The sequence below is a fragment of the Luedemannella flava genome (assembly GCF_039528515.1).
GTDB lineage: Bacteria > Actinomycetota > Actinomycetes > Mycobacteriales > Micromonosporaceae > Luedemannella > Luedemannella flava.
Map to the genome: position 1 here is coordinate 1 of NZ_BAAALT010000009.1, position 11,834 is coordinate 11,834.

Below are 11,834 nucleotides of genomic sequence, written 5' to 3' on the forward strand. Positions count from 1 at the left end.
CGCGGCGAGCGCGCGCATGCGCAGCGCCCAGGTCCGCTCGCGCAGCGGGTGCGCGGCGGCGAGCCCGTCGAGCTCGGCGCCCAGCAGCGCGGCGTCCGCCACGAGCCGCAGTTGCGCCTCGACGCGGTCCTCGGTGACGGTCAGCCGCAGCTCGGACAGCCGCGCGTCCGCGGCGACCGCGAAGTCGGCGCCGGCGACGTCGGAGAGCGCCGGGCCGCGCCACAAGGACAGAGACTCGGCGAGTACGGTCGCGGCGCCGGCCGGGTCGTCCGACCGCAGGGCCCGGGCACCTTCGCGGGCGAGCCGCTCGAAGCGGTGCGCGTCCACGGCGTCGGCGGGCAGGTCGAGGCGGTAGCCACCCGGGCCGGAGACGAGCGGCAACCCGGGGACGGCCCGGCGCAGGCGGGACACCAGCGACTGCAGGGCGTTGGCCGGCTCGGCCGGCGGCGCGTCGCCCCAGACGGCGTCGACCAGGGCGCCCACGCTGACGGTCCGGCCGGGGTCGAGGGCGAGGCGGGTCAGCAGGGCGCGCAGCCGGGTCCCGCCGACCTCGACGGCCACCCCGTCGACGGTCACCTCAAGCGGACCGAGCACCCCCACCCACACAGCGTGAACTCTGCCATCCCGCGTCACGGGCTACGGTCGTGGGCATGGTGCGCACATACGGGCGGGTCGAGCGGGAACGCCGGTTCCTGCTCGCGGCCGCGCCCGACCCGGCGTCCGTCCTGGTCACCCGCGAGATCCTCGACCGGTACGTGGACGGCACCCGGCTGCGGCTGCGCGCCATGACGGACCTGGCCACGGGCCGCACCGACTACAAGTTCACGCAGAAGATCCCCGACGGCAGCCTGCTCACCACGATGTACCTGACCGCCGACGAGTACGCCGTCGTCGCCGCGCTGCCGGCCGCGACGCTGCGCAAGACCCGGCACAGCGTGCCGCCGCTCGGGGTGGACGTCTTCGCGGGCGGGCTCGCCGGTCTGGTGCTCGCCGAGGCCGAGTTCGACGACGACGCGTCGCTGCGCGCGTTCGAGCCGCCCGCGGGGGTGGTCGCCGAGGTGACGGACGACCCCCGGTTCACCGGCGGTCGGTTGGTGCGGGCCGCGCGGGTCGAGGTCCGCGAATGGCTTGCGGAGTACGGCGTAGCGCTCTGAGCGGCCGGACAGGAGTCTCCGGTCGGGCTAGCATGCGCCGCATGGGAGCGTTGAAGCCATGGCACCTGATGGTGTGCCTGTGCGTGGTGACCGTGGTGATTGCGGTCGGCGGCCTGGTGGTGCTGCTGACCCGCCGCCGGTCCTGACCTGGTGACGGCGACAGGGGCGCGTCCGGTTGGACGCGCCCCTGTCACATGACGTGCTTGTCGCGCTGACTCACCAGGTCACCGGTGGCACCACCAGCAGCCGTGGTGTCCGTGGCCGTGGTGTCCGTGGCCGTGGTGTCCGTGGCCGTGGTGACCGTGGCCATGGTGTCCGTGGCCGTGGTGTCCGTGGCCATGTCCGTGGCCGCCACCGTGGCCGCCGTGCGTGACGACCGCAACCGTGGACGCTGAGTCACTTCCGACCGCCGCCGCGGCAGCTGGGGCCGCGGTCATGCCCAATGTGAAGAGGGCACCGATCAGGATCGCGAACAAACGGAATCGCAGGCGTGTCATTTCTCCCCCCTAATGACGCAGCGCCGAAGTGCATCGGAGCTGGAGCCTGCGGGGTACCACCGTGTCGGGGTGTTGCCCAGGCAACATTCCCAACCCTACGTAGTTGAACCATCGCTGTCAGTGGCTACGGAAAGGTAATACGAGGGAATTTCGCCAATTCATCGGACCTTTGCGGCGGTCTACCAGCCGCGGCCACCACCGTGGCCACCGCCGCCATCGTGGCTGTCTCCATGGCCATGCCCGTAGGTGGTGCTGTGACCGTGGCCGCCGCCTCCACCGCCGTGGCCGCCACCGCCGCCGTTACCGCCGCCACCACCGCCGTGGCCGCCGCCCCAGTTGCCGCCACCACCGCCACCGCCCCAATGACCGCCACCACCGCCGTGGCCGCCGCCACCGCCCCAGTTGCCGCCACCGCCCCCGCCGTGGCCGCCGCCCCAATGACCGCCGCGCCCTCCCCGGTGGCAGTCGTCGTCCCACCGGCCGCCGCGTCCGTGGCGGTTCCCGTGCCCCCGGTCGTGGCGCCAACTGTCGCGCCAACCGCTGTTCCGCTCGTGACCGGTCGCGAACGAGGTCGTGGTCAACGTGGTCGCGGAGGTCGTGGCGGGCGACGCGGCGGCGGCCGGGCCGGCCGCCATGCCCACGGCGAAGAGCGCGCCGGATGACACGGCGAGAAGTCGCAGTCGCAAGCGATTCATGGATCCCCCTCGGGTACGAACGGAACAGTGCCCCTGACGCTACGCAGCAAAATCACGAGTTGAGCCGATTTGGTCCGATTTCACGGGGAGGGGGTACCTGTCCTTCGTGGAGGGACGCCGCAGACGGGTACGGACGAATGATTGCTTGCTCGTTGCGGCTGCGCTAACTTCGTCGCCTGCTCTGTAACTTTCTGCGTGATACCCGCCAGCTGGCCGCCGTGCGGGGTCACGCGGCCCTGAATGGTGGTGGCGCGTGCGCCTTCCCGACCCCGAGCACACCCGGATCGTCCTTGCCGGCACGGGCAACTACGGCTATGGCGGGCTGAGCCACCTGCCGGCCGTACCGCACAACGTCGTCGCGTTCGCAGAGACGTTCGCCGACCGGCGGCTGTGCGGCGTGCCCGAGCACCACATCCGGGCGCTCATCAACCCCAACCGGCCCACGACCGTGGCGTCGGAAATCCAGGTCGCGGCTACCGACGCGGCCGACCTGCTGTTCGTCTACCTCGCCGGCAACGTCGTGCCCGTCGGGGCGACCGAGCCGGCGCTGGCGCTCGCCATGGACTTCTCCGGGACGAGCACCGGCTCCTCCTTTCTGGACCTGCGACAGGTCGCCCAGACCGTCGCGGCCAGCCGTGCCTACACCCGCGTCCTCGTGCTCGACCTGCGGATCGTCGCGCCGCCCGAGCTGGAGGTCGCGGTCCGGGAGACGATCGCCCGGCAGGTCCACCAGCCCGGCGTGGCCGTGCTCCTCGCGGCCACGGCCGACGACAACACCTACGACAGCCCGGGCCGGGCGGGCACGGCCTTCACCCGCGCCATGCTCGACGTGGCCCACCGGCGCGACAACAGCGGCCAGTTCTATGTCAACCTGGTCGGCCTGTACGAACAGGCGGCGGAGCGGATGCAGCGCGCCGGCAAGCCCGCCCCCAAGCTCATGCTCGCCCGCGCCATCTCCGACCGGCCCGCCCTCATCCCGGCCGGGGCCGGTCCCACCCGCACCTTCGGCGGGCGGGTCACCGACGAACGCAGCCTCGCCAGCAAGGTCACCGATGAGCGTGACCTGGGCGAACGGCGACTCTTCGGCCGGTTCACCGGCGGGCGCTCCGGCCGCTCGCGCGGGCAGGCCGCCGACCGGGGCGCCGACCGCCGGGCCGCGCTGGACCCGCACGAGCACTTCGCCGCCACCGTCGACACCCGTACGCCCATGGTGTTGTTCGCGAACGCCAGCCCGACGGCGCCGGCGCCCGAGGATCTGCACCGCATCTGGATGATGCGGGAGGCCGCCGCGGCGGCCGAACGCGACTATCAGCACCCTGACCTGGCGCTCGACCACTACCGCGCGCTCGTCCTGCACGCCCAGCGCGTTCTCGGCCCCGACGACCGGGAGCTCATGGGGGTGCGGCAGCGGCTCGCCTACTGGGTCGGCATGTCCGGCGTGCCCGCCCACGCCACGGACCTGCTGCGCGACCTGCACGCCGACCAGCTGCGGCTGCTCGGCCCGGAACATCCGGAGACGGTGTCGGTCTCCCGCGACCTGACCTACTGGTCCCAGCGGTAGGCCGGCGCCGGCTCGTCGAGTGAGGTGAGCCGCGTGTGGTCGTCGCCCGGAAGGTCCCCGGCGACCACCGCGCTCACCGCGACCTCGCCCAGCTCCACGTGCCCGGACAGCACCGTGGAGAACGCGATGTCGGCCGCGTCGCGGCCGGTGGCGACGCGCACCAGCGACTGGCGCGGCGCCAGCCGGGTCGCGTCCCACACCCACCACGAGCCGTCGATCTCCGTCTCGGTGACCATGTGCAGGTCCATGGGGCTCAGGCCGGGGGCGTACACGGCCGCGACGCGCGCGGGCACCTGCACCGCCCGGCACAGGGCGGCCACCAGGTGCGCGAAGTCGCGGCACACGCCCGCGCCGGCGAGCAGCGTGTCGACCGCGTCGGTCGTCGGGCCGCTCGACCCCGGCAGGTAGGCCACGTGCTCGTGCACGTACTCACAGATGGCGCGGGTCCGGTCGAGGTTCGTGGTGATGGCGCCGAAGTGGCTGCGCGCGAAGCCCTCCAACCGGTCCGACGGGCAGTAGCGGCTCGGCCGCAGCGCGTCGGCGCGACCACGCTCCGTCACCGGCGCGGGTGCGCGGGTCGCCGGCGTGGCCAGCGCCGCCTCGTAGCGCACGGTCAACGGCCCGGGCAGGACGTGGACGACGTGCTCGCGGCCGCCCGCGAGCGCCGGCACGACCGAGGCGCCGACCGGCACACCGTTGCTGACCAGGTCCAATGTCTCCGTACGGCCGTCGCCGGTGGTGCCCGCGGCAGCGATCTGCAGGGCCAGGCTCGCCGCCGTGGTCGCCTCGAACGTGAGCTCACACGTGACGTGGCGCTCGCCGGGCGGCGCGAGCGTGAGGGTGTCGGTCTTGTTCGGCACGGCAGGGCAGATACCCCGCGTAGCCGTCGCGTACACCTGTGGTGGGTTTCCGGGCCGTTACACCTTCCACCATGTGCGCAACCTCGCGCCACGCCGATATGAAGGTGGCGACCTTGACGACAATCGGTCAGGCTGCTTCGTCGGGGCGGCCACAGCCGTGCCGCGCTCAGGGGAGGAGCAACCAGTGGCTGTGAACACGACCAGGCTCGCCAGCAACCTGTCGGCCGCCGTCGTGGCGGGCATCGCCGCGTGGTCGTCGTACCACCACATGGTCAGCGTCGCGCTGAGCGTGGGCGAGCGTCCCGACGTGGCGTACGTGCTGCCGCTGTCCGTCGACGGCATGCTCGTCGTCGCCTCGGTCGCGATGGTCGACGACCGGCGCAACGGCCGGCGGGTGCGCTGGTCGGCGCGGCTCGCCTTCGTCGCGGGCGTGGTCGCCTCCGTGGCCGCGAACGTCGCCGCCGCCCAGTCCACGGTCGGCGCCCGGATCGTCGCCGCCTGGCCGGCGATCGCGCTGCTCCTGACCGTCGAGCTGCTGTCGCGCACCGGCCGGCTGCTCACCCGCGTCGAGCCGGAGGCCGCCGCGCCGCCGGCACCCGCGGCCCCGCCCGCGGCGGCGCCGCTGGTCGTGGCGCCCGCGTGGGAGCCCGCATACGCGACCGAGATGCCTGTGTCCGGCGCGCCACGGTCCTATGTGGATGACGTGACGCCGCTGGCCGCGCCGCGGCGGAGCGCCCCCTCGATCCCGGAGGACCCGTTCCCGACGCCCGTCTCGCCGGCGGTGGCGCCGGCGACCACGACGCTGCCGTCCTCCACGCGCATCGCCGTCGCGCAGGCGCTCCCGCCCGCCGGCCCGACGGCCGCCCGCCACGCCAGCGAGCGCCGCGCCCGGGCCGCGCAGTCGACGACCCCGACGACCCGCACCTCGGCCCGGGTCAGCTCCGCCCGGCCGCGCCCGGCCGCCGAGGACGGCGACAACTAGCGGACAGAACGCGTGCGGGTGACACACCTGTTCGGTCCCGTGCCCTAGGGTCGCGGCATGTCCGACGTCCAAGAGGACCCCAGCGCCAACACGGCCCGGTTCCAGGCCTTCGTCAACGAGGCACCGGAGCCGGAGTCGGAGAAGCGGGGCCTGCCCATCGCACTCATCGCCACGGTCGCCGTGGCCGCCGTCGCCGTTGTCGCGGCGATCGCCTTCCTCGCCACCCGCTGATTCACCCGGCGTCGGCGGCGTCCTGCCTGGTCGCCGCCGACGTGCGAGGATGTCGGCGTGTTAGGGACCCTCGCTACCGAACCGGCCCGGCAACGGCCGGACCTGCTGGCCGCCCCGGTGCGGGCGGCCCTCGACGCCTTGCCGCTCGACGCCGTGCTCGTCGCGCCCATTGACGCCGACCTGGCCGACACGGCCGCGTTCTGCGCGGCGTACGAGGTCGGCCTCGAGGTGTCCGCCAACTGTGTGATCGTCGCGGGCAAGCGCGGCGGCGAGGTGCGCTACGCCGCGTGCGTGGTGCTGGCGACCACGCGCGCCGACGTAAACGGCGTCGTGCGACGCCACCTGGACGCCCGCAAGGCGAGCTTCGCGCCCCAGGCCGAGGCGGTGGCGCTGACGAACATGGAGTACGGCGGCATCACCCCGATCGGTCTCCCGTCGGACTGGCCGATCCTGATCGACGCGGCGGTCGCCGCGACCCCCTACGTGATCATCGGCTCGGGCGTCCGCCACAGCAAGATCGCCATCCCCGGCCCCGCCCTGTCAAAGCTCCCGAACGCCCAGGTCCTCCCCGACCTGGCGACGCCCGCCTAACTGTCCGCGCCCCCCGCGGCGCTTCGCGCGGTTCCGAACGGCAGAAGTCGACTTCCGCACGTTATCGGCGCGTCCGATAGGTGCGGAAGTCGACTTTTGCTGGGTGCGGGACCGCGCGCGGGTCAGCGGCAGGAGTCGTCCGTGCAGGCGTCGTCGGCGGGTGTGCGGGGGTGCGGGATGTGGGGGGCCGCGGTCGTGGGGGGCGCGGCGGTCGTGGAGGGGTGGGGGTGGGCGTCCGGGGCGTGGGCGCCGACCAGGGTGCGCAGGACCGGGCGGATGCCCTCGCGGCGGGCCACCTCGTCGAGCACGGACGCGAGGGTGGCCGCGTCCTGGGCGCCGGTGACGGCGTACTTCCCGGCGAAGATGAACGTCGGGACGCTCGTGATGCCGAGCTCGCCGGCCCCGGCCAGCTCCCCGCGGACCTCCGCGACCCCCTCGTCCGAGCCGAGCAGGCGCGCAACGCGGTCGCGGTCGAGCCCGACGGACGCGGCGACGTCGACCAGGGTGTCGTGGTCGGAAATGTCGCGGCCGTGGGTGAAGTGGGCGGCGTGCAGCGCCTCGACGACGTCCTGCTGGGTGTCGGCGTGCGCGCCGAACGGCACGGCCTGGGGCAGGCCGGCGAACCAGATCAACCGGTGCGCGTCGAACGTGTTCGCGACGAGCGCCGACTCGAAGTTCATGGTGATGCCGGCGGTCTTGCCGGCGGCAGCGGCGGAGCCGAACATCTGACGGGCCCGGGCCTCGCCGCCGTAGCGGGCGCCCAGCCACGGCAGCAGCGGCTGGCCGGTCGCCGGCGCGCCCGGATCCAGCTGGTACGCGCGCCAGCGCAGCGTCACCTCGCCGTCGTAGGAGCGCAGCGCCTCCGTGAGCCGGCGCATGCCGATGTAGCACCACGGGCAGATGACGTCAGAGTAGATCTCGATCTCCACGCCGAGTCCAACATTGCGAGCGTGGCTCACATTTCCGCAGCTAGTGGCAGCCGGAGGAGATCCGCGTCACGGGGCCAGCCCGAACCGGGTGATGGCGAAGCAGACGACCGTGACGAACCCCGCACCGATCACGGAGCCGACCAGCAGACCCTGGCCGAACGGCCGGGCGGTCGGCAGGCGCCCGGCAACGAACCTGATCAACAGGACGAGCGGCAGAAGGACGACGTTCGTGAGGCCGTAGTAGCCCACCGCACGTTGCAGGTCCGGATCACCGATCAGGGTCCACAGCCGCCACGACACGATGCCGAGGATCACGGTTTGAAGACCGGTCCCCGCGACGAAGCCCGGCCACCATCCGGACGCGACCCACCCCGCGGGCACGGTCGCCCCCAGCTGAGTACGTGGACGGGTCACGTCCCGTCCAGTCGGCAGGACGGGTCCGGGTCGGACCCGTCCTGACCAGACCTTGAGGTCAGGTGAGGTGAGCGACGATGTCGGCGACCGGGACGTCCACCGACTCGCCCGTGGCGCGGGTGCGCACCTCGACGAAGCCGTCCGCCAGGCGGCGGCCGACCACGACCGCCTTCGGCATGCCGAGCAGCTCCGCGTCCGTGAACTTGACCCCGGCCGAGACGCCCGGGCGGTCGTCCACCAGCACGGACACCCCGCGGGCGGACAGTTCGGACGCGATCTGCAGGGCCGCGTCGACCTGGGCGCCCTTGCCGGCGGCGATCACGTGGACGGCGGCCGGGGCGACGGCCTCCGGCCAGACGAGGCCGCGCTCGTCGGCGTACTGCTCGGCGATCGTGGCGATGAGCCGGGTGACGCCGATGCCGTACGAGCCCATGGTGATGCGGATCGGCTTGCTGTCGGGGCCCAGCGCGTCGAGTCCGAACGCGTCCGCGTACCGGCGGCCGAGCTGGAAGATGTGCCCCACCTCGATGCCGCGCCGGGTGGTCAGCGTGCCGCCCGTGCAGGCCGGGCAGGCGTCGCCGGCGCGGACCTCGGCGGCCTCGATCGTGCCGTCCGGCACGAAGTCGCGGCCGACGACCACGTTCGTGGCGTGCTTGCCGGGGATGTTCGCGCCGGTCAGCCAGGCGGTGCCGGTGACGACCCGGGGGTCGACGACGTAGCGGAAGCCGAGCTTGGACAGGCTCGCGCGGTCGTCGGAACCCTGTGGGCCGATGTAGCCGCGGACCAGGTCGGGGTTCTTGGCGAAGTCCTCCGCCTCGAACATCGACGGCACGGCCGGGGCGAGCGACGCCTCCAGCCGCTTCATGTCGACCTCCCGGTTGCCGGGCACGCCGACGATCAGGACCTCCGGCTCCGTACTCCCCGGGGTTGTGATCTTGAGGACGACGTTCTTGAGCGTGTCGGCGGCGGTCCAGTCGTCGCGGTTGCCGAGGCGGCGCGCGTTGGCCAGGTCGACGAGCGACTCGATCGTGGGGGTGTCGGGGGTGTCGTGGACCTCGAGCGCGGGCCGCGACGAGGGATCGGTGGCGGGCGGCGCGGGCGTGGTGACGGCCTCGACGTTGGCGGCGTAGTCGCAGGCGGTGCAGCCGACGAAGGTGTCCTCGCCGGCGGCGGCGTGCGCCAGGAACTCCTCGGACGCCGAGCCGCCCATCGCGCCCGCCATGGCGGACACGACGGTGTACTTCAGGCCCAGCCGATCAAAGATCTTGACGTACGCGTCGCGGTGCGCGGCGTAGGAGGCGCGCAGGCCGTCGTCGGACAGGTCGAACGAGTACGAGTCCTTCATGACGAACTCGCGCCCGCGCAGCAGGCCGGCGCGGGGCCGGGCCTCGTCACGGAACTTCGTGCCCACCTGGTAAAGAATGACCGGAAAGTCCTTGTAGGACGAGTACAGGTCCTTCACGAGCAGCGTGAACAGCTCCTCGTGCGTCGGCCCGAGCAGATAGTCGGCGTTGCGCCGGTCCTTGAGCCGGAAGATGTCGTTGCCGTACTCCGTCCACCGGTGCGTCGCCTCGTACGGCTCGCGCGGCAGCAGCGACGGGAATGAGACTTCCTGCGCCCCGATCGCGGCCATCTCCTCGCGCACGATCGTGGCGATCTTCTCGCGCACCAGCACGCCGAGGGGGAGGAACGTGTACCCACCCGGGGCGGCACGGCGGATGAACCCGGCGCGCACCAGCAACTTGTGGCTGGGCACCTCGGCCTCCGCGGGGTCCTCCCGCAGGGTGCGTACGAAGAGCGTCGACATCCGCAGCAGCATTCGGGCAGCCTATCGGGTCGCTTCCGGGTCACCGCCAACGGTTATCTACGCCACGCTCCACGCGGGGCGGGCTGACGCGAACGGGTGTCGCGCGGTAGATATATGCCCGTGCAGTGGCGTAGCTATGTGGCGGTCGGTGACAGCTTCACCGAGGGAATGGACGACCACCAGCCCGACGGGTCCTACCGGGGCTGGGCGGATCTTGTCGCGTCGCGGCTGGCCGCCGAGTACCGGACCGCCGTGGCCGGCCGTCCGGCCGCCGAGGAGCAGCACGACTTCCGCTACGCCAACCTGGCGGTCCGCGGCCGGCTCTTCGACAGCGTCGTGGACGACCAGGTGCCCGCCGCCCTGCGCATGCGCCCCGACCTGGTCAGCTTCGCCGCCGGCGGCAACGACATGCTGCGCCGCAGGTTCGACCCGGACGCGCTGGTCAAGCGCTTCGACGAGGTCGTGCGGGTGCTGCGCGCCTCCGGCGCGGACGTGCTGGTGTTCCGGTTCGCCGACGTGACCGTCCGGCTGCCGGGCCGGCGGATCATCCTGCCCCGCGTCGAGATCCTCAACCGGGAGGTCGAGGTCGTCGCCGACCGGCACGGCGCCCGCCTGGTCGATCTGTGGCACGACGAGGAGTTCCACAACCCGCAGCTGTGGAGCATCGACCGCCTGCACATGAACGCGATCGGCCACCGCCGCGCCGCCGCCCACGTGCTCAAGGCGCTCGGCCTGGAGCCGTCGCCGGGCTGGTGGGAGGTGCCGGCCAAGCTGACCCACTCGTGGGCCGCCGCCCGCGCCGCCGACGCCCGCTGGGTCGGCAACCACCTGGCCCCGTGGGTGAAGCGCCGGCTCACCGGCCGCTCCAGCGGCGACCACGTGAGCGCGAAGCGTCCCACGCTCAGCTCCGTGCAGGACTAGGCACCAGGCGCGGCCGCCGCTTCGCGGCAAGATCTTCAACCCAACCCAGGGCGAGTACGGCCGACAGCAGCAGCCCGACCCCGATCCCGGCGTAGAGCACGTACCCGGTCCGGTCGCCGAAGCGCCACACGTCGGCCCAGTCGGCCACCGGTTCGCTGGCCGACAGCGCGATGTTGTGCCACAGATAGATCGTCACCGCCCGCGCGGTCACGACGGAGACGAGCCAGTCCAGCGCCCGTACCCGTCGCAGCCAGGCCAGGTCCGGACTGAACCGCATGAGCAGCAGCACGAACCCGGTCGAGTAGAGCCCCTGCGCCAGCGGGATCTCGTTGAGGTCCAGCGTGCCGCCCTCCCCCGGGTGGGTGACCGCCCACGCCGTCCCGGCGGCCAGCAGGACGACAGCGGATCCCAGCCACACCGCCACGGGCAGCCGGCGCAGCGCGCCGTCGCGGTGGGCGAAGCCGAGCACCCAGCAGGCCCCGAAGATGGCCGCGTTCACCAGCGCGTTGCCGAACGTGGTGTCCAGGTCGACCCCGGCGGCGGGCGCCGCGAACTGGGTGAGCGCCAGGATCACCAGCGGTGCCACGACCGTGGGCAGCGGCCACCGGCGGAACAGCGCGTGCAGCAGCGGCGACAGCAACACCAGCCACAGGTACGTCACGACGTACCACAACACGATCGTCGCCGGCTCCAGCTCGTCGGCGCCGCCGGGCTGACCGACCGGCAGCAGCCACAGCAGCAGGTCGCCCGACGGCAGCGCGGTCGGGTCGTCCGACCACAGCAGCCACAGGCTCACCGGCACGACGATCGCGCCGAGCGCCCACAGCGACGGCACGAGCCGCCGGATCCGGCTCCGCACCACCCGCGTGGCCGGGCCCCGGCGCAGCGACGCCGCCATGAGCGAGCCGGCGATCGCGAACATCACGCCCATCGCCGGAAACAGGTACGCCAGCCAGGCGAACCCCAGCGCGTGATAGATGATCACGCGTCCGATGGCCAGCGCCCGCAGCCCGTCGAGGAACCGGTCACGGTCCGGCCGCGTGTCCGGTACGGCGGCGACGCCCCGCGCGGCGGAGGCGGCTTCGTCAACATAGGCGGGGGCGGAGGTCACCCGACGATTCTGAGCGTCGCTTGTGGAGTATCTGTGCGGATCATGTGAAGCTCACCCGGGTGCGGTCGGTCGAACGGATAC

13 protein-coding genes and 1 pseudogene are annotated in these 11,834 nt (G+C 72.9%); 7 read left to right on the forward strand and 7 right to left on the reverse strand.

The features are described 5' to 3' along the window. Positions 1 to 600, reverse strand: a 600-nt coding sequence (locus ABD211_RS02385; protein WP_344125693.1) for an AfsR/SARP family transcriptional regulator, incomplete at its 3' end; no start/stop codon positions are given. A 50-nt stretch (positions 601 to 650) separates the two neighbouring features. On the opposite strand from ABD211_RS02385, the gene ABD211_RS02390 reads away from it, so the two are divergent. After that, positions 651 to 1,154 (forward strand): CYTH domain-containing protein, encoded by a 504-nt coding sequence (locus ABD211_RS02390; RefSeq protein ID WP_344125695.1) that lies wholly within the window; start codon positions 651 to 653, stop codon positions 1,152 to 1,154. A gap of 230 nt (positions 1,155 to 1,384) precedes the next feature. Further along, positions 1,385 to 1,549, forward strand: coding sequence for a hypothetical protein (locus tag ABD211_RS02395; RefSeq protein ID WP_344125698.1), 165 nt, complete (start codon positions 1,385 to 1,387; stop codon positions 1,547 to 1,549). Positions 1,550 to 1,830: 281 nt separating this feature from the next. Here ABD211_RS02395 and ABD211_RS02400 read toward each other — a convergent pair whose 3' ends face one another. After that, positions 1,831 to 2,346: a hypothetical protein gene (locus ABD211_RS02400; protein WP_344125700.1), complete on the reverse strand. Its 516-nt coding sequence runs from the start codon at positions 2,344 to 2,346 to the stop codon at positions 1,831 to 1,833. 253 nt (positions 2,347 to 2,599) lie between these two features. On the opposite strand from ABD211_RS02400, the gene ABD211_RS02405 reads away from it, so the two are divergent. After that, positions 2,600 to 3,907, forward strand: coding sequence for a hypothetical protein (locus ABD211_RS02405; RefSeq protein WP_344125702.1), 1,308 nt, complete (start codon positions 2,600 to 2,602; stop codon positions 3,905 to 3,907). On the opposite strand, the gene ABD211_RS02410 is transcribed toward ABD211_RS02405, so the two are convergent. Next, the gene (locus ABD211_RS02410) at positions 3,889 to 4,767 is read right to left on the reverse strand and encodes a transglutaminase-like domain-containing protein (protein WP_344125704.1); all 879 of its coding nucleotides are present in this window, start codon (positions 4,765 to 4,767) and stop codon (positions 3,889 to 3,891) included. The two genes, ABD211_RS02405 and ABD211_RS02410, sit on opposite strands and share 19 nt — an antisense overlap. 184 nt (positions 4,768 to 4,951) lie before the next feature. Between ABD211_RS02410 and ABD211_RS02415 the strand changes: the two genes are divergently transcribed. Genes ABD211_RS02415 through ABD211_RS02425 form a run of 3 tightly spaced genes read left to right on the forward strand, consistent with a single transcriptional unit; the run spans position 4,952 to position 6,571 of the window. Then, on the forward strand, positions 4,952 to 5,749 hold the full coding sequence (locus ABD211_RS02415) for a DUF2637 domain-containing protein (protein ID WP_344125707.1): 798 nt from the start codon (positions 4,952 to 4,954) through the stop codon (positions 5,747 to 5,749). A 57-nt stretch (positions 5,750 to 5,806) separates the two neighbouring features. Beyond that, positions 5,807 to 5,980: a hypothetical protein gene (locus tag ABD211_RS02420; RefSeq protein WP_344125709.1), complete on the forward strand. Its 174-nt coding sequence runs from the start codon at positions 5,807 to 5,809 to the stop codon at positions 5,978 to 5,980. Positions 5,981 to 6,037: 57 nt separating this feature from the next. Further along, the gene (locus tag ABD211_RS02425; protein WP_344125712.1) at positions 6,038 to 6,571 is read left to right on the forward strand and encodes a YbaK/EbsC family protein; all 534 of its coding nucleotides are present in this window, start codon (positions 6,038 to 6,040) and stop codon (positions 6,569 to 6,571) included. Between the two features lie 284 nt (positions 6,572 to 6,855). On the opposite strand, the pseudogene ABD211_RS02430 reads toward ABD211_RS02425, so the two are convergent. The 3 genes and pseudogenes from ABD211_RS02430 to ABD211_RS02440 form a co-directional block, all read right to left on the reverse strand. After that, positions 6,856 to 7,500, reverse strand: a pseudogene (locus tag ABD211_RS02430) (DsbA family oxidoreductase); the annotation flags it as partial. 66 nt (positions 7,501 to 7,566) lie between these two features. Beyond that, positions 7,567 to 7,914, reverse strand: a complete 348-nt coding sequence (locus ABD211_RS02435) for a hypothetical protein (RefSeq protein WP_344125714.1) — start codon at positions 7,912 to 7,914, stop codon at positions 7,567 to 7,569. Positions 7,915 to 7,972: 58 nt separating this feature from the next. Beyond that, positions 7,973 to 9,733: a proline--tRNA ligase gene (locus ABD211_RS02440; RefSeq protein WP_344125716.1), complete on the reverse strand. Its 1,761-nt coding sequence runs from the start codon at positions 9,731 to 9,733 to the stop codon at positions 7,973 to 7,975. Between the two features lie 108 nt (positions 9,734 to 9,841). Between ABD211_RS02440 and ABD211_RS02445 the strand changes: the two genes are divergently transcribed. After that, positions 9,842 to 10,642 (forward strand): SGNH/GDSL hydrolase family protein, encoded by an 801-nt coding sequence (locus tag ABD211_RS02445; RefSeq protein ID WP_344125718.1) that lies wholly within the window; start codon positions 9,842 to 9,844, stop codon positions 10,640 to 10,642. On the opposite strand, the gene ABD211_RS02450 is transcribed toward ABD211_RS02445, so the two are convergent. Next, positions 10,623 to 11,753 (reverse strand): acyltransferase family protein, encoded by a 1,131-nt coding sequence (locus ABD211_RS02450; RefSeq protein ID WP_344125720.1) that lies wholly within the window; start codon positions 11,751 to 11,753, stop codon positions 10,623 to 10,625. The two genes, ABD211_RS02445 and ABD211_RS02450, sit on opposite strands and share 20 nt — an antisense overlap. Positions 11,754 to 11,834: the final 81 nt, after the last annotated feature.

Bases quoted from the DNA above. Each gene is read 5' to 3' on its own strand.
- ABD211_RS02420 (WP_344125709.1), top strand. From the start codon at position 5,807: ATGTCCGACGTCCAAGAGGACCCCAGCGCCAACACGGCCCGGTTCCAG.
- ABD211_RS02390 (WP_344125695.1), top strand. From the start codon at position 651: ATGGTGCGCACATACGGGCGGGTCGAGCGGGAACGCCGGTTCCTGCTC.
- ABD211_RS02400 (WP_344125700.1), bottom strand. From the start codon at position 2,346: ATGAATCGCTTGCGACTGCGACTTCTCGCCGTGTCATCCGGCGCGCTC.
- ABD211_RS02440 (WP_344125716.1), bottom strand. From the start codon at position 9,733: ATGCTGCTGCGGATGTCGACGCTCTTCGTACGCACCCTGCGGGAGGAC.